Raw genomic sequence first — 15,036 nt, 5'->3', positions numbered from 1 at the left:
CCTCACAGGAGGTGTCGGCGGTCGACGGCCGCTGCCAGCGCGGCATGACCGGAAGGGTTGGGGTGGAGCCCGTCGCCGCTGTCGTACGCGGGCAGCATCCGCGACGGGTGTGCCGGGTCGCGCAGGGCCGTGTCGAAGTCGACGACGGCGTCGAAGACCCGGCCGGTGCGCACCGCCGCGTTGATCCGCTGCCGCGCCGCTTCGAGCTCGGGTGTCCAGCGGGTCCAGCCGCCGAACGGGGCGATGGTCGCGCCGACCGCCCGCAGTCCGGAGTTGCGGGCGCGCAGCACCAGTTGCCGGTACCCGGCCAGGACGGGCGCCGGATCGGTCTGGCTCGGCGGCTGCTGGAGATCGTTGACGCCGAGATGGACGAGTACGGTGCGCAGTCCGGGCAGCGACAGCACATCGCGGTCGAAGCGCGCCTGTCCGCCCGGCCCGAACCGGGCGTCGTCCAGCAGCAGCCGGTTGCCGCTGATGCCCAGATTGGCGACGGCCGATCCGGGCAGCCGTCTGGCCAGCTGGTCGGGCCAGCGCAGATCGGCGTCGTCGGGGGTGCCGACGCCCTCCGCGATGGAGTCGCCGAGCACCGCGACCGCCGGCCCGTGCGCGCCCGTCACCTCGACGCCCGTCAGCAGGAACACGGAGGTGGTGCGCTCACCGTCGACGGAGTGGGAGGCATGGGTGTTGCGGTGGAAGGACAGCGGGCCGGTGGGGCCGGGGAAGCGGGTCTCCACCGTCAGCAGCGCCCCCTCGGCGGTGCGCAGTCCGGCGACCGGGTCACTGGTCAGCGAGGCGCCCGCGGCGATCCACGCCTGCCGCCGCCCGCCGAACGTCACCGGCAGGCCGCCCGCCGTCACCGGGCCGACGAGGACCGGGACGGTGCCGAAGGCATGCCCGTAGCGCAGCCGGACCGCACCGCCCGCCGACAGCCGCACGTTCGTGGTGCACAGCCCGTCGGTCAGACCGGCGCTCGCCACCGTGTCCGCGTCGGTCGGCTCCGTCTGCGCGGTCGCCCACGATGTCGTCCAGCGCGAGGGGCCCGCGCCGCTCCCCGACGGCCCGGCCGCCTGCGCCCCCGGCGCCGTGGCCGCGACCGCCGCCAGACCGGCCGCCGCCGTCAGCACCCCGCGTCTCGCCGGTCCCCGCCCGTTCACTGGGGGCACGCACCCGTCGGGTCGTAGGCGCTGCCGTAGGTGCCGACCGCGTCGCCGCCGGTGTTGCCGCTCATGGTGTTGGTGCACACCGGGCCCTGCGGGGTGCGCATGAACTTGATGCCGCCGCCCGCGTTGCCGGTGATGGTGTTGCCGTAGACGCTGGTGTCGATGCCGTCGGTCGCGGTGTCGCCGCCGAGCCGGATGCCCGAACCGACGTTGTCGTGGATGGTGTTGTAGCGGAAGATGTTGCCGCTGCCGCGTGCGTCCAGGCCGCCGGAGCTGGAGTCCTTCTGGCCGCTGCAGTCGTTGTACTCGACGTAGTTGTTGGTCGAGTTCTCCTTCACATCGACGCACTCGTTGCCCTGGGTGGCGATGGTGTTGTGATGGATGCGGTTGTTCCTGCTGATGTCGGGGGCCGCGTCCGGGGCACCGTTCGCGCCCTGCTGCTCGGGGGCGGTGCCGAGGTAGATGCCCTCGCCGTTCTTCCCGCCGCCGCCGAACTTGAAGTCGTTGACCCCGCAGTTGGTGATCGTGTTGTCGGAGATGTCGGCTCCGGTCACCAGATAGCGCACCCGCAGGCATTCGTCGGCAGCGTTCTTGAGCGTCATCCCGGTGATGCGCAGGCCGCCCACACCGTTGCCAGGGGTCGTGCTCATGACATAGATGAGCTTGAGGCGGTACCCCGACACGTCGGTGGACGACCCGTGCAGCCCGTCCACGGTGAAGCCGCTGAGCGTCGTGGAATCGTGCTGCACCTGGATGATCCGGGCATCGCCCGCCCCCTTCACCACGGCGTCCGCCGGGCCGGTGAGGGTGACGCCGGCGCGCCTGGTCACGACGTCCTGCTTGTACGTACCGGCGGCCAGGTTCACCACCGAACCCGTCGGCGCGAGATCCACCGCCTTCTGGATCGTGGCGAACGGGGCGCCCGCCGACGTACCGGCGTTGGAGTCGCTGCCGGACGGCGACACGTAGTACGCGGTGGCGGTCTCGGCCGCCACGGACGGCGGGGGGAAGGCGAGCGGGGCGCCGGCGGCGAGCGCGGCGACGAGAGTGGTGCGCAGTACACGGCTCATGGGGTGTGCCTCCTGGGGTCTGCGAAGGACAGGGCGAGCAGTACGGGGATGCTGGGGCCGAGGAGCAGGGGACCCAGCGGTACGACGAGCGAGAACAGCGCGGCGGAGATCACCGCGCCGAGCAGTGCGGTGCCACGGGCCGCCGACCCGAAGCCGAGGGCCAGCGCACCGCGCGACCAGGTGCGGACCGTTCCGTGCGGGGACCGGCCCGCCTCGGCCGCGAGCGCCACATGGTGGATGACGAGCGCGGCCGCGATGCCCACCTGCGCGGCGAGCAGCATGAACGTCCACGGCTCCGGACGGCCCAGCAGATGGACGAGGTCGGCAGCCAGGACGATCCCCGCCGCGGTGGACGCCAGACAGTGGCGCCACAACGCCCGCCAGTACCGCGGGAAGGCGGTGAACGTGTTCATGAAGCAGCGGCTGTCACCCTCCGCCCGCCACCGCTGGAGGGCGTGCCCCATCGCGGCGAGCGCGGGGAGCCAGGTCACGACACCGAGCGACAGCACGGTGAAGGCGGCCCCGGCGGCCGCCGGGTAGGCCACGAACTCCAGCCGCCGCAGCAGCGTCGGCCAGCCGGACGAGAGGGTTGCCTGCATGATCAGCCGACCTTTCCTGTGTACGGCTCCGGGACATCGAGCAGCACGCGGCCGTCCAGCTCCAGCCGGGTGGCCGCCACCACGTACGGGGCCGAGCCCCCGGCACCGAGCAGCACCGCCGCCGCGTCCGCCGACACCGCGCCGGTACGGATCCGACGGGCGACGGGGGAGAGGAGCACGGTCTCCTCGCCGAAGGTGACGCCCTGGCCCTCCTCGCAGCCGACCCGCTCGGCGGCGGCCGGTGCCGCGCCCGGGACGATCACGGTGAGGAAGAGGGCCTGTGCCGAGCGGGCGGTCGTCGAACTCAGGGTGTGCAGCGTCCGGGTGAGACGCAGCCCCGGCGTGCTCGACGTCGGATTGGCCTCGACCTCGGTGGCCGCGGAGACGACCGCTGCGTCGAGCGGCGCGAACCGCCGGACCAGGGCGGAGGCCGCCCCGGACCGGATCAGGCGGCCGCCGTCCGGCCGGGGCTCGGTGGGCCGGTCGGTCTGGAGCAGGAACGTCCACTCCCGCTCGGCGTCCGCCTCGGCGAGGTCCAGCAGGACGAGCCGCCCGGCCGGGGTGAACACCAGCGTCCGGTCCAGCCGCCGCACCCCGAGCGCCGGGTCGTACATCGCGGCGATCTCCGCCGTGGCGTGCGCCCAGCCGCAGTCGGGACCGGCGAGCACATCGCGCTGCCGGGCCTGCCGCTCGTACGGGATGTCCTGGTACACGTGGTACCGGTCCTCGTCCGCGTACCCCTGCCCGTCCACCAGCAGCAGATTGTGGTGCGCGGCCCGCTTGCGGTTGCTGTACCCCTCGTCGACCGCGAGGAAGGCACCCTGCGAGACCAGCACGAACGAGCCCGAATCGGGGTGGTGGTGCCCCTGGTTCAGGGTCTCCCAGCCCTGCTCCGCCCGGTGCTTCGCGGAGGTCTCCCACGCCTTGTGGCCGCCTCCGGGGCTCGACTTGAAGGAGACGAGCGTGGCGTCGTCGTCCCATCCGGTGCGGGCCGCGAGCAGACCGAGATCCGGGAAGAACGCCCGTGTCTCGGTGGGCCGGGCTGCGGCCACGGACGGGTCGTACCAGAGGTACTCGAGAGAGGCCTCCGGCAGGATCCCCGGCCGCACCCCGCTCTCCGCCGCCTCCTGCCACAGCAGCTCACCCGAGGCGAGACGGCCCAGCCACTGCGCCTCGGGAATCCCGTACTGCGCCGCGAGACGGAAGTACAGGCCGGCGCTGTGTCCGCTGCGCCGGTCGTGGCAGTCGCCGTGGTCGACGTTGAACGCGAAGCCGGGGGTCACCTGGTGGAGCCGGTAGCGGAAGGTGTTCCGCAGGAATCCGCCCCGCCCCCACCAGTCGATGCCCTCCGCCTCCTGGAGGAGATCCAGATGGATGGCGAGGAAGGGCACGCCGTAGCGCCAGTAGACGACGCCCTCGGCGTGCGAGCCGTCGTCCGGCATCAGGTCGAGGACCGTGCCGAGGTTGTCCTTGGCACGCTCGGTCCACGCCTCCTTGCCCAGCACATAACCGGCCGTCGCCAGACCCGCGTAGCAGATCCAGTTGTGGTTCTGCCAGTACGAGGAGGACCACCAGCGGCCCTCGCTCGCCACCGCGAACTCGTACATCCGCCGCCCCTGGAGCAGCAGCTTGTACCGCAGCAGTGCCCGCACCCCGTCCGGGAGTTCGCCGCCGATCCACCGGTAGGCGAGCGACAGATGGTGCAGCAGCCAGCCCGCGTCCAGGTCGTGGTCCGGCATATGGGCCCTGCCCCAGTGCGGCAGCCGCACCGCGGCCTCGATCCAGCGCCGGCTCTCCGCCAGATGGGCCGGATCGCCGCTCACCCGGTAGGCCAGCGCCGGGTTGGAGGCGGCGGGTCCGAGCCAGGTGATGCTGGCCAGGGGGTGGGTACGCGGTGGGGTCAGCCCGCGGTGGCGGGCGGCCTCCTCGTACAGCCGCGCCTGCTGTGCGGGGCGTGGGCCGGGCGGCGGGGTCGCCGAGAGCAACAAGGGTCAGTCCTCCGTCCGGAACCGTGCGGTGCTGCCGTCGGTCAGCGCGACCGTCAGCACCCCGTCACCGTCCAGCCGTACACCGGTCACGGCGGGCCCGGCCGACGCCGCCTGGTACACCGAGGCGAAGACGACGCGGTCCGACCGGGTGGTGAAGTCGACCCGGGTGCGCACCCGTTGTGGGTCGTCGGCCGGACCCGGGCCCGGCCGGGAGACCGGACGCACGGCCGCGCCAGGGGTGTGGGTGTGCCGGCCGTGCAGGATCTCGTCGCCGTACCAGGTGGTGTGGACCTCGCCCGAGGGCTGGAGCTGGATGTCCAGCGCGACACCGGGACGCAGCTGCGCGGTCAGGCCCCGCTCTCCCTCGGCGCGCACCGTCAGCAGATCGACCAGATAGCTGTCACCGAGCACCACCCGCCGCACCGCGCGCACCCCCTCGTACGCGGTCGTCACCTCGGCGGTGACGGACGAACCGTCCGAGCCGAGGAGCCGCCCGGTGCACTCGGCCTGCTCGGCACCGTCCACCCGGAACGCCGGATGGGCCTCCGTCGACGCGTACAGATCACGGAACTCGGCGTGCGCGTAGGGCACTTGACCCGGATCGGGCTGCCACGGGGTGGTGTCGCCGTACAGATACAGCGACAGCTTGTCCCGGTGGCCGTGCGAGCCGCCGTGCGGGCCGAAGTCCAGCAGCGCGTGGATGCCCGCGTGGCGCAGCACCGCGTACCCGGCGGTCGGGAACACCGTCACCGGACCGGGCGCCGGGCGCTCGGCCAGTGGCGGACCGGCGAACCAGCCGCCCAGCTCCCGGTCGAGCCCGTCGTCCTCGGAGCCGAGCTCGGACCGGGCCCGCCCGGCCACCGCCTCCAGAGCCGCTGATGGCACCAACTGCTTGGTCAAGGCCACGAGTTCCAGCCACTCCAGAGCGAGCGGGCCGCGCAGATACGGGCCGTCGTGCAGCGCCGGCAGGATGCCGCCCGGCGTGGCGATCGCCGCCAGCGCATCCGTCATCCCGGCCAGCACATCCACCACGTCCGAGGGCAGGGACGCGGGGTCGGTGCCCCGCAGCGCCAGCAGCGCGGCCCGCAGCACGAACCCGTGGTAATAGGTGCTGCCCTCCCACTCCCAGCCGTCGTCGGCGACCGCGACCCGCAGATGCGCGTACAGCCCGTGCTCGCCCTCCAGCCACTCCCCGGCGCCGCCCCACTCCTCGCCGCGGGCCGCCGCGGCACCCCGGCTCGCCGCCGCACCGGCCGCGTTGAGCCACGCGGTGTAGTTGGAGGCGAGCAGGCCCTGACCGGTGAGCACGTCCCGGGCGTCGAGAGCCGCCCGCTCCAGCGCGTCCAGCAGCGGCAGCACCGGGGCCAGGTCCTCGGTGGAGTCCTCGGCGAGTGTGATCACGGCGTGCCCGATGTTCACCGCCCAGATGGCATCGGTGAGCGCTTGGTGGAAGAGCCGGCCGCGCAGCATCCAGGTCTGGGCCTCGCCGTGCCGCTCGGTGGCCAGCTCCGCGTACAGCCCCGCGTACTCCACCAGCCGGGCCACCGACTCCGCGCGCTCCTCGCGATGGGCGAGCACCCTCAGGTGCCGCGCCCACGCCTGGTGGGAGAGCACCAGCCAGGCGCCGCGCACCGCCTCGTCGTCCACCCGGCAGCCGTACGCACAGCGCGCACCGCCCTCGGGGAACAACCCGGCGAGCAGATCGCCGTGGTCGAGCTCCACGCCGTGCGCCGGGCAGACGTACGCGTGCCACCAGCCGCCCCGCTCCCGGGCGATCCGCCTCAACGCGGCCACACGCCACCGTCGATGTCCACCGTGGTGGCGGTGAGGAAGCCGGACGACGGCGACGCCAGGTGGACGACCGCGGCGGCGACGTCCTCGGGGGTGCCGGCCCGGCCGACCGGGATGCCCGCCTCCATCGCCTGCTGCGCCTCGGGCGCGGTGAACGTGTCGTGGAAGGCGGTGCCCTTGATGAAGCCGGGCGCGACGGTGTTGACGGTGATGCCGGTGCCGCCGAGTTCCTTGGCCAGGCCCTTGGTGAAGCCGCGCACACCGGCCTTCGCCGCCGCGTAGGCGACCGAGCCGGGGCCCCCGCCGTTGTGCGCGGCCAGCGAGGACATCGTGATGACGCGGCCGGCCGGGGACTCCTTGAGATGCGGCAGGGCGGCACGCACGGTGCGGAACGTGGAGGTCAGATTGGTGGACAGGACACGGTCGAAGTGGTCGTCGGACATCTCGGCGATGGTGGCCCGGCCGATCAGGTGCCCCGCGTTGCAGACCAGGACGTCCAGTCCGCCGAGGAAGCCGGTGGCCTCGTCGACGAGCCGGTCCACATCGGCGGTCACCGTGACGTCGGCCCGGAACGCCTTCGCCCGGCGGCCCAGCGCCTCGATCGCGGAGACCGTCTCGGCGGCCTCGTCCGCGGAGGAGTGGTAGTGGACGGCGACATCGGCACCGGCCTCGGCGAGCGCGACGGCGATGGCGCGGCCGATGCCGTGGCCCGCCCCTGTCACCAGTGCGCGGGAACCGTTGAGATCAGCAGACATGGAATAAGTACCTTTCGGGAAAGGGTCGTTCGGGCCGGGACCGGTCACTTGAGACCGGCGGTCGCGAAGCCCTGTACGAAGTAGCGCTGGCCGATGAGGAAGAGAATGACCATGGGCAGGGTGGCCAGAGTGGTGCCGGCCATGAGGAAGTGCCACTGGGGGCCGTTCTCCGTCTTGAAGACGGAGAGCCCCACCTGGATCACCCGCAGACTGTCCGAGCGGGTCACCAGCAGCGGCCAGAGGAAGTTGTTCCACGACGACTCGAAGGTCAGCAGCGCCACGGTGGTGAGCGCGGGCTTGACCTGCGGCGTCATGATCCGGGCGTAGATCCGGAACTCGCCCAGCCCGTCGAGCCTGGCCGCCTCCTCCAGCTCCACCGGAAGATCCAGATAGAACTGCCGGAAGAGGAAGACCGCGAAGGGGGTGACGGCGCCGGGAACGATCAGCGCCCACCAGGAGTCCAGCCAGCCGCTGCCGCCCTGGCCGAAGAGGTCGTTGCCACCGGCCAGCGGCATGAAGCGGACGATCAGGAACTCCGGCAGCACCTTGGTGTACGTGGGGATCATCAGCGCGGCGATGAAGAGGTAGAAGATGACCTCGCTGCCCCGGAACCTGATCCGCGCCAGCGCGTACCCGGCCATCGACGCCACGACCACGTTGATGAGGGTGTGACTGAACGCGATGATGAAGCTGTTGCGCGCGTACGTCGCGAACGGCGCCGCCTTCAGCGCGTCGAGATAGTTCCCGAACTCCCAGTGTTCCGGAAGCAGTCCGGCGTCCTGGGAGGCGATCTCCACCGGGGTCTTGAGCGAGGTGAGCACCATCCAGACGAACGGCACCACCATCAGCAGTGAGACGACGGTGAGGGTCGCGTAGAGCGCGATCCGGCCGACGGTCACCGGCTTGCCGTTCTTCCCCGGCCGGGACTTCCTCGCGGCCCCCGGGGCGTGCAGCTCAGTTGTGGCCACGGGTGCCTCCCATGATCCGCCGGTTGACCAGGGTGAAGCCCATCAGCAGCACGAACAGCACCAGTGACTGGGCACAGGCGTAGCCGACGCGGAACTCCCGGAAGGCGGACTTGTAGATCTCGTACGTCATCATCGTGGTGCTGTTGGCGGGACCGCCGTCGGTCAGGATGTAGATCTGGTCGAAGGACTGGAACGCGCTGATCATCGACGTGATGAGGACGAAGAACGTCGCGGGCTTCAGCAGCGGCAGCGTGATCGAGAAGAACTGCCGCACCTTGGAGGCGCCGTCCACCGAGGCCGCCTCGTACAGCTCCTTCGGCAGGTTCTGCAGTGCGGCCAGGTAGATGAGCATCTTCATGCCGATGCCCTGCCAGATGCCGACCAGGATCACCGAGGGCATCGCCCAGGAGGTCGACGAGAGCCAGGCCGGGCCGTCGATCCCGAGGAACGACAGGAGCGTGTTCAGCAGGCCGTTGCCCGGGTTGTAGATCCACAGCCAGACCAGCGCGATGGCGACGGTCGCCGTCACCTGCGGCAGGAAGACCGCGGTACGGAAGATGCCCCGGGCCTTGAGACCGGTGTGCAGCGCCAGGGCGACGAGCAGCCCCAGCATCATGCCGAACGGCACGGTGAAGAAGGTGTAGACGACGGTGTTGACGATGGACTTGCGGAAGACCGCGTCGTCCATCATGTCGCGGAAGTTGTCCAGGCCCACGAACTGCGGCGCCGTCAGCACGTCGTACTTCGTGAAGGCCAGGACCACCGACGCGACGACCGGCAGGCCGATCCAGAGCGAGGCATGGAGCAGCGCGGGCGCCACCATCACCATGCCGGCGCGTTGCCTGCGGCGCCCCGGTCCCGTCGGGACCCGGCCGGCGCGCTTCTTCGCGACCGGATTCCCGGCCGGGGAGGAGGGCGGCGCGGGGCGCGCCTTCAATACGGATGTCGCTCCCACAGTGACGGGTCCTTACATCCGGCCGATCGCGGCCTCGGCGAGCCGGCCGAGTTCCGCGATGGCGTCCTTCGCCGACTGGTTGCCCACGATCGCGGGCTCCAGCGTGGGCTTGATCTTCTCGCGGATCTCCATCCAGGCGGCGGTGCCGCCCTCGGAGCAGGCGTCTCCCATGCTCCGCAGGGAGAGACCGACGAACTTGTTCTCCTTCACATAGCTGGAGTCGCTGAGGTCCTTCAGGCCGGGAACCGATCCTCGCTGCCTGGCCGCGCCGAGGATCGACTCGGGCGTCGCGAGGTACTCGACGAGCGCACGGGCCGCGGCGGGATGCTTGGAGCTCGCGGACTGGGTGACGAGCGTGCCGCCCTGGAGCATCGCGGGCCTGCGGTTGGCGAGGACGAACGCGCCGAGCTTGTCGTCCTTGAGCAGATCGGGTGTCTGCTGGCCGACCTGCGTCCACAGCGCACTGGACGTCATCATCATCGACGACTTGCCGGTCTGTACGTTGGTCGGGGCCCCGAGATCCGTCTTCTTGGCGTAGACGGCGGAGCCGTCCGCGATGAGGTCCTTGAAGAACTGCAGCGCCTCGACCCCGCGGGCGTCGGTGAACAGCACCTTCTTGCCGTCGGCGCTGAACAACTGACCGCCGTTGGCGAAGAGGAAGGTCTCCCAGCACTGGCGCAGTTCGATGGAGAAGGGGTCGAAGCCGGTCCGGCCGTTCTTGGTGAGCTGCTTGGCCACGGCGCGCAGCTCGGCCCAGTTCGCCGGGGTCTTCTTGATACCCGCCTCGGCGAAGTGGTCCTTGCGGTACACGACGATGCGGGTGTCGAGGACGACCGGCAGCGCGTACAGCTTGCCGTCGTACCGGGACGGCTCCAGGACCCGCTTCTCGTAGTCGTGCGCGGAGGCGAACTTCTCCGGCAGCGCGGCGATCGCCTTCTTGGCCGCGAACGGCGGGATCCAGCCGACGCCCATCATCAGCACATCGGGCAGCAGACCGCCCGCGAGACCGGTGGTGATCTTCTCGTTGAGCTGGGCGTACGTGGTGTAGTCCACGTTCACCTTGACGTCCGGGTACTTCTTCCGGAAGCCGCCGAGTATCTCCTTCTCCAACAGCGTCTTGCCGTCGGCGCCCTCGTAGATCGGGGTGAGCAGGGTGATCTCACCCTCGGCGGGGCCTTCGGCGGAGCCGGCCGTCGACGTACCGGTACCGCATCCGCCGAGCGCGGCGGCAGCGGTTCCGGCGCCGATGGCGGCAAGCAGCGACCGTCGGTTGAGTTGCATGGGACACCCCTTTTGAGGTGGAGGCTGTGGATCGATCCAGCGAGGGGTCCCGGCCATGGCTGGGAAGTGCTGGTAAATCGATGCACTGATGCTAGGAACGCCCCGAGAGCGACGTCAACAGCTGATGCACATGAATTTTCGAGGGTGTTAACGGGTGTACCGGTAAACGAAGTTCAGTAAATCGATACACTGGTAGGGTCAGACAGGTTCCGAACCGGAGGTGGCATGAGCGGGGTAACGATCCATCAGGTCGCGGAGGCCGCGGGGGTCTCCGCGAGCACGGTCTCCAACGTCCTCAACGGACGGACGGACCGTATGCAGGCGGCCACGCTGGCCCGCGTGGAGCAGGTGATCGAGCAGCTCAGCTACCGGCCCAACCGCGCCGCCAGGATGCTGCGCACAGGCCGCATCAAGGTCATCGGCCTGATCGTGCCGTCGGTCGCCAACCCCTTCTGGGGGGCGCTCGCCCGTGAGCTGGAGGCCATCGCGCTCGCCGAGGGGTACCACGTACTGCTCTGCAACAGCGAGCGCGACCCGGCCCGCGAGCTCAAGTACGGCGAGGAGCTGCTCGCGGACGGGGTGAGTGGTGTGGTGCTGTGCTCCTCGCTGCCCTCGCTCGACCATGTGACACCGCTGCTGAGCCGTGGGCTGAAGATGGTCGCCTTCGACCGCACCGCCCAGGCGGGCGACCCGCCGTCACTGGCCTCCATCAGTGTCGACAACGCGATGGGCGCCGAGCTTGCCACCCGCCATCTGATCGAACTGGGCCACCGCCGGCTGGCGTTCGTCTCCGGTTCGGTCAACAGCGTCAACCGCCGTGAGCGACTGCGCGGCTTCCGGGCCGCCCTGGAGTCGGCGGGGCTCGACCCGGCCGACGCGATCGTCTGGCCCGGCGCCGACGCCACCGAGTTCGGGGACAAGGACGCCGCCGAGCTGGGGCGCAACGCCGCCCGGGAGCTCCTCGGCGGACCGCGCCCGCCCACCGCGTTCGTCGCCATCAACGACATGTGCGCGATCGGGATCTGCCGGGGCGCCAAGGATGCCGGGCACAGCGCCGGACAGGACGTCTCGGTGGTCGGCTTCGACGACATCCTCCTCGCCGATCTCTTCGAGCCGCCGCTCACCACGGTCCGCCAGCCGCTGCCGGAGATGGCCGCGGAGACATTCCAGCAGCTCCGGGCGCGGATCGACTCGGCCCCCTCGGCGGGACGGTCGCTGCTCATCCGGCCGAGGCTGGTCGTACGGGAGTCGACGGCCCCGGCACCGGCCGGCGCGACCGGGGCGGTGCCGGTCCAGGACGGGGCCGGGCGGCCGGTGGGGAACCGGGCGGGGTAGGGCCTTTCTTTTGGATCGGGCCGGACTCGCGTCCCCGGGCGCCGCGCCCCGGCCGAAGGTTCAGGGGTGGGCGAGTTCGAGTACGACGATCCCGGCGAGGACGGCCGCGCCGGCGGTGAGGCGCAGTCGGCCGAACCGTTCGCGGAACAGGAGCGTGGCGATCAGCGCCGCGATGAGGATGCTGGTCTCGCGCAGCGCCGCGATGGTCGCGAGGTCGCCGTGGGCCTGCGCCCAGATGACCAGGCCGTAGGCGGTCAGTGAGATGACGCCGCCGGTCAGGCCGATCCCGCAGGCCGGTTTCAGCTGTGCGAGCAGCGGACGGCCGCGCCGGGCGAGTGCCAGCAGCGGCAGGACGGGGCCCTGGCAGAGGAAGAGCCAGGCGATGTAGCCGATGACGGTCTGGGACCGGTGCACCCCCGTGCCGTCGACGACGGTGTAGCCCGCGATGACCACCCCGGTGGCCACCGCCGCGGCGAGCGCGGGCAGCTGTGCGCGACCGGGCCGCCCGTTCGCGAAGGCCAGTCCGGCCAGTCCGGCCGAGATCACCAGTACGCCCGCCATCTCGGCGGCGGCGAGCGACTGCCCGAGCAGCGTCACGGAGGCGACGGCCACGAGCAGCGGCGCGGTGCCCCGGGCGATGGGGTACATCTGGCCGAAGTCCCCCAGCTGGTAGGCCCGCAGCAGAAAGAGCTGGGAGAGCACTTCCAGTGCGGCGGAGACCAGGATGAACGGCCAGGCCCCGGCCTCGGGCAGCGGAACGAAGCAGACCATGGCCGCCGCACATCCGGTGTACGCGAGGTTGATGAGGGTGAAACCGACGAGCTTGTCGGTGATGCGGTGAGCCATCGCGTTCCACAGGGCATGGAGAACGGCGGCGCAGAGCACGGCCGCGGGCACGGCTGAGCCCGGGGGAAGGAACGAGGGCATGACGGGACTCCCTGCGGCGACAGAGTATCTGGAACAGATTTCCGCGCTACTCTAATCACATGGAACAGAATTCCAGTGACGGGTACCGGCTCGGTGCCCACATCAGAGCCAGGCTGCCGGAACTGCGCGAGACCGAGGCCCGCGTCGTACAGGTGATCCTCGACCAGGGGCCCGACCTCGTCCGGCTCAGCGTCAGCGATGTCGCCAACCTGGCCGGTACGGCTCCGTCCTCGGTCGTCCGCGCCTGTCAGCGCCTCGGATTCCGCGGCTACCAGGAGCTGAAGATCGCGGCAGCACGCCAGGGCCCGGGGCCCGGCGCACCGGCCACCGCCCCCGGCGACGACCCGGCGGCCCGTGCGCTCGCCGACACGCTGCACGCCTCCCGCGAGGCACTCGACGACCTCGCCACCACTCTCACCCCCGCCGGGCTCCGGTCCGCCGCCGCCGCCCTGGACGCGGCGCCCCGCGTCGTGGTCGCCGCGTCCGGCCTCTCCGCCGCCGTGGCCGCCGACGCCGCCTACCGCCTGCGCGCCCTCGGCTGCGTAGTCGACGCCCCCGCCGACGCCCTCACCGCCCAGCTCTCCGCCGCCCAACTCCCGCCGGGCGCCGTATGCCTGGCCATCAGCCACACCGGCGCGACCCGCAGCACCGTCGACACCGCCCGCCGCGCCCGCCTGGCCGGAGCCGAGGTCATCGGACTGACCAGCTACGCCCGTTCACCACTGAGCGAGACCAGTACGCACACCCTCGTCGCCGGGGGACAGGACATGGTCTTCGGCCTGGAGACCACGGCCAGCCGCATCGCCCACCTGGTCACCGTCGACGCACTCGCCCAGACCCTTCTGGCCCTGCGCACGACGACGGCGGAACGGACACTCCACCTCTCGGCCGACGTCACGGCCGACCACTCCTACTGATCCGCCCGGAAGGCGCGGCCGACCGTGGACGGGCCCGCGAACCCGCGGCCCCCGCCGGGCGCGCCTTCCGGCCCGCGCTCAGAGGCGATTGACGCGGTACACGTCCCTGACGCAGAGGTTGAGGAGTGTGGCCGACCCGATGACACCGGCACAGACCAGCAGGACGGTCCGGTCGGCCCAGGCGTGCACGGCGAGCGCGGTGATCAGATAGCCCAGCGGGATGGCGAGCCGCTCCCCGACACCGTTGAACGAGCTCATCCGGCCCACCTCCTGCTGCGGCACGTGCTGTTGGAGCGCGGTGTTCCACGCCACGATGGCGATGTCCAGCCCGACGCCCGCGAGCGCGGCGGCGAGCAGCACCCAGGGCAGGCCCAGCCCGAGGCCCAGCGCGGCCGGGGGCAGACAGAGTCCGGCACCGGTGACGACGGCGACGGCCAGCAGCCGGTACGGCTTCCAGCGCAGGCACACCACCGTCCCCGCCAGCAGCCCGAACGCGAACGCGCCCTGGACCAGCCCCCAGGAACGCGCCCCCGCGTAGTGCTCGGCCGCGACCACGGGGCCGAGCAACTGGAACCCGGCCAGCCACGCGGCGACCACCACCGTGCCCGAGGCGGTGTACGTCCACAGCCAGGTCCGCGACCGGAACCCGGCCCAGCCCGCCCGCAGATCGGCCAGGGCACTGCTCGTCGTGACCGGCGAGCCCAGCCGCAGACCGAGCAGCAGGAGCGCTGCGGCCAGGAAGCTGAGCGCGTCCCAGGACAGGGCCCAGGCCGGGCCGCCGACCGCGATGATCAGCCCCGCGGCCACCGGGCCGAGCACCTTGACGGCATTGCCCGGAAGCCGGACCAGCGCATTGGCCCGCAACAGGTGTTCCGCCGCGACGATCTGCCCCACCACGCCCGTCGCGGCCGGTCCGGTGAAGGCCACGGCCACCCCCGACACGAAGCCGCACACGGCGATCGAGGTGGTCGTCGCTCGGTCCGCGGCCACCAGCGCCGCGAGTGCCCCCTGGGCGAGTGCGGCCAGGAGGTTGCCCAGAAACAGGATCCGGCTGCGGGAGAACCGGTCCGCGAGAACGCCGCCCGCCAGCGTGAGAACGATCGTGGGAACGGAGGTGGTGGCCAGCACGACACCGAGCGCGCCCGCTCCGCCACCCTGCCCGATCACCGCGTAGGCGAGCGCGAGGGGAGCCATCGCGGAGCCCGTCGCGGAGATGAGATCGGCGAGAACGAACCGCCGGAAAGCGGGAACCCGCAAGGGCGTCGGAGGGGCTGACACCGGTTCGGCAGC

13 protein-coding genes are annotated in these 15,036 nt (G+C 71.5%); 2 read left to right on the top strand and 11 right to left on the bottom strand.

From position 1 onward, the window contains the following. Positions 1–2 precede the first annotated feature (2 nt). The 9 genes from GA0115234_RS40750 to GA0115234_RS40710 are packed head-to-tail and all read right to left on the bottom strand — an operon-like array spanning position 3 to position 10,567. Positions 3–1,124 (bottom strand): SGNH/GDSL hydrolase family protein, encoded by a 1,122-nt coding sequence (locus tag GA0115234_RS40750; RefSeq protein ID WP_256088943.1) that lies wholly within the window; start codon positions 1,122–1,124, stop codon positions 3–5. 26 nt (positions 1,125–1,150) lie between these two features. Beyond that, positions 1,151–2,230 (bottom strand): DUF1565 domain-containing protein, encoded by a 1,080-nt coding sequence (locus GA0115234_RS40745; RefSeq protein WP_093551893.1) that lies wholly within the window; start codon positions 2,228–2,230, stop codon positions 1,151–1,153. Next, positions 2,227–2,829 carry a DUF624 domain-containing protein gene (locus tag GA0115234_RS40740; protein ID WP_093551891.1) on the bottom strand — a complete coding sequence of 201 codons (603 nt, stop codon included), beginning with the start codon at positions 2,827–2,829 and terminating at the stop codon, positions 2,227–2,229. The genes GA0115234_RS40745 and GA0115234_RS40740 overlap by 4 nt, the downstream gene beginning before the upstream one ends. A gap of 2 nt (positions 2,830–2,831) precedes the next feature. Then, on the bottom strand, positions 2,832–4,817 hold the full coding sequence (locus GA0115234_RS40735) for a hypothetical protein (protein ID WP_093551889.1): 1,986 nt from the start codon (positions 4,815–4,817) through the stop codon (positions 2,832–2,834). 3 nt (positions 4,818–4,820) lie between these two features. After that, positions 4,821–6,611 carry a heparinase II/III domain-containing protein gene (locus GA0115234_RS40730; RefSeq protein WP_256088942.1) on the bottom strand — a complete coding sequence of 597 codons (1,791 nt, stop codon included), beginning with the start codon at positions 6,609–6,611 and terminating at the stop codon, positions 4,821–4,823. After that, positions 6,599–7,363: an SDR family NAD(P)-dependent oxidoreductase gene (locus tag GA0115234_RS40725; RefSeq protein ID WP_093551887.1), complete on the bottom strand. Its 765-nt coding sequence runs from the start codon at positions 7,361–7,363 to the stop codon at positions 6,599–6,601. The genes GA0115234_RS40730 and GA0115234_RS40725 overlap by 13 nt, the downstream gene beginning before the upstream one ends. A 44-nt stretch (positions 7,364–7,407) precedes the next feature. Continuing rightward, positions 7,408–8,331 carry a carbohydrate ABC transporter permease gene (locus tag GA0115234_RS40720; RefSeq protein ID WP_256088941.1) on the bottom strand — a complete coding sequence of 308 codons (924 nt, stop codon included), beginning with the start codon at positions 8,329–8,331 and terminating at the stop codon, positions 7,408–7,410. Next, entirely contained in the window at positions 8,318–9,286 is a 969-nt protein-coding gene (locus GA0115234_RS40715; protein ID WP_256088940.1) for a carbohydrate ABC transporter permease, read from the bottom strand. The genes GA0115234_RS40720 and GA0115234_RS40715 overlap by 14 nt, the downstream gene beginning before the upstream one ends. Before the next feature lie 12 nt (positions 9,287–9,298). Further along, on the bottom strand, positions 9,299–10,567 hold the full coding sequence (locus GA0115234_RS40710) for an ABC transporter substrate-binding protein (protein ID WP_093551885.1): 1,269 nt from the start codon (positions 10,565–10,567) through the stop codon (positions 9,299–9,301). Positions 10,568–10,792: 225 nt separating this feature from the next. On the opposite strand from GA0115234_RS40710, the gene GA0115234_RS40705 reads away from it, so the two are divergent. Continuing rightward, a complete protein-coding gene (locus GA0115234_RS40705; RefSeq protein WP_093551883.1) occupies positions 10,793–11,902 on the top strand; it encodes a LacI family DNA-binding transcriptional regulator in 1,110 nt (369 codons plus the stop codon). A gap of 60 nt (positions 11,903–11,962) precedes the next feature. Here the strand turns inward: GA0115234_RS40705 and GA0115234_RS40700 are convergent, their stop codons facing one another. Then, positions 11,963–12,829, bottom strand: coding sequence for an EamA family transporter (locus tag GA0115234_RS40700; protein ID WP_093551881.1), 867 nt, complete (start codon positions 12,827–12,829; stop codon positions 11,963–11,965). Between the two features lie 59 nt (positions 12,830–12,888). On the opposite strand from GA0115234_RS40700, the gene GA0115234_RS40695 reads away from it, so the two are divergent. Continuing rightward, positions 12,889–13,746, top strand: a complete 858-nt coding sequence (locus tag GA0115234_RS40695; RefSeq protein WP_093551879.1) for a MurR/RpiR family transcriptional regulator — start codon at positions 12,889–12,891, stop codon at positions 13,744–13,746. A gap of 78 nt (positions 13,747–13,824) precedes the next feature. Here GA0115234_RS40695 and GA0115234_RS40690 read toward each other — a convergent pair whose 3' ends face one another. After that, positions 13,825–15,024, bottom strand: coding sequence for an MFS transporter (locus tag GA0115234_RS40690; RefSeq protein WP_093552031.1), 1,200 nt, complete (start codon positions 15,022–15,024; stop codon positions 13,825–13,827). Positions 15,025–15,036 lie beyond the last annotated feature (12 nt).

The sequence above is a fragment of the Streptomyces sp. DvalAA-43 genome (assembly GCF_900091725.1).
Taxonomy (GTDB): Bacteria; Actinomycetota; Actinomycetes; order Streptomycetales; family Streptomycetaceae; genus Streptomyces; species Streptomyces pulveraceus.
The sequence above is the reverse complement of the archived record's forward strand: the minus strand, read 5'-3'. Positions and strand labels throughout refer to the sequence as shown.

What these genes read in the sequence shown, in the direction of transcription:
- GA0115234_RS40745 (WP_093551893.1), bottom strand. Translation starts at nt 2,230, where the DNA reads ATGAGCCGTGTACTGCGCACCACTCTCGTCGCCGCGCTCGCCGCCGGC.
- GA0115234_RS40740 (WP_093551891.1), bottom strand. Translation starts at nt 2,829, where the DNA reads ATGCAGGCAACCCTCTCGTCCGGCTGGCCGACGCTGCTGCGGCGGCTG.
- GA0115234_RS40725 (WP_093551887.1), bottom strand. Translation starts at nt 7,363, where the DNA reads ATGTCTGCTGATCTCAACGGTTCCCGCGCACTGGTGACAGGGGCGGGC.
- GA0115234_RS40710 (WP_093551885.1), bottom strand. Translation starts at nt 10,567, where the DNA reads ATGCAACTCAACCGACGGTCGCTGCTTGCCGCCATCGGCGCCGGAACC.
- GA0115234_RS40705 (WP_093551883.1), top strand. Translation starts at nt 10,793, where the DNA reads ATGAGCGGGGTAACGATCCATCAGGTCGCGGAGGCCGCGGGGGTCTCC.
- GA0115234_RS40700 (WP_093551881.1), bottom strand. Translation starts at nt 12,829, where the DNA reads ATGCCCTCGTTCCTTCCCCCGGGCTCAGCCGTGCCCGCGGCCGTGCTC.
- GA0115234_RS40695 (WP_093551879.1), top strand. Translation starts at nt 12,889, where the DNA reads ATGGAACAGAATTCCAGTGACGGGTACCGGCTCGGTGCCCACATCAGA.